General features: G+C 57.4%; 1 pseudogene. It reads right to left on the bottom strand.

The features are described from left to right. Positions 1-423: pseudogene (locus E0D98_RS25895) on the bottom strand (phage portal protein); the annotation flags it as partial.

Genomic DNA, 423 nt, shown 5'->3' on the forward strand with positions numbered 1-423 from the left:
GCGCGGCTATTTTCCCCTCAAATGTGCGCTGTAAATCCGCCAGCACTGCGGAAAATTCTTCACCCAGCGCACGGATAATGGACAGTTCCCGTTCCGTCATTTTCGCAGTATCCCCCCTGAACATCGCCTTCACCGCATCATGCTCTGTTTCAGTGATTGCCTTATTACCGTCAGATGCGCCGTCAGGCGGTTGCGCTAAGGCCGTTTTCCCGGTCGACGCGAACGGATCCTCACGGGCATCACGACGGGACAGCGCCTCCAGACTGTAGTTCTGCTGCTGAAGATACAGTGCATCTCCGCCGGCCAGGGGCGGCAGGTTCTCCCGTTTACGGGCCTCATTGGGCGTGAGAAGCGTATTTTTCACCGCATCCCCCAGCGTTTTCATGCGCCGCTCACTGTCCATTCTCAGCAGCGTGGTGACAT

Origin of the sequence: Escherichia sp. KCJ4928, from assembly GCF_004352695.1 — a bacterium.
Taxonomy (GTDB): Bacteria; Pseudomonadota; Gammaproteobacteria; order Enterobacterales; family Enterobacteriaceae; genus ECMA0423.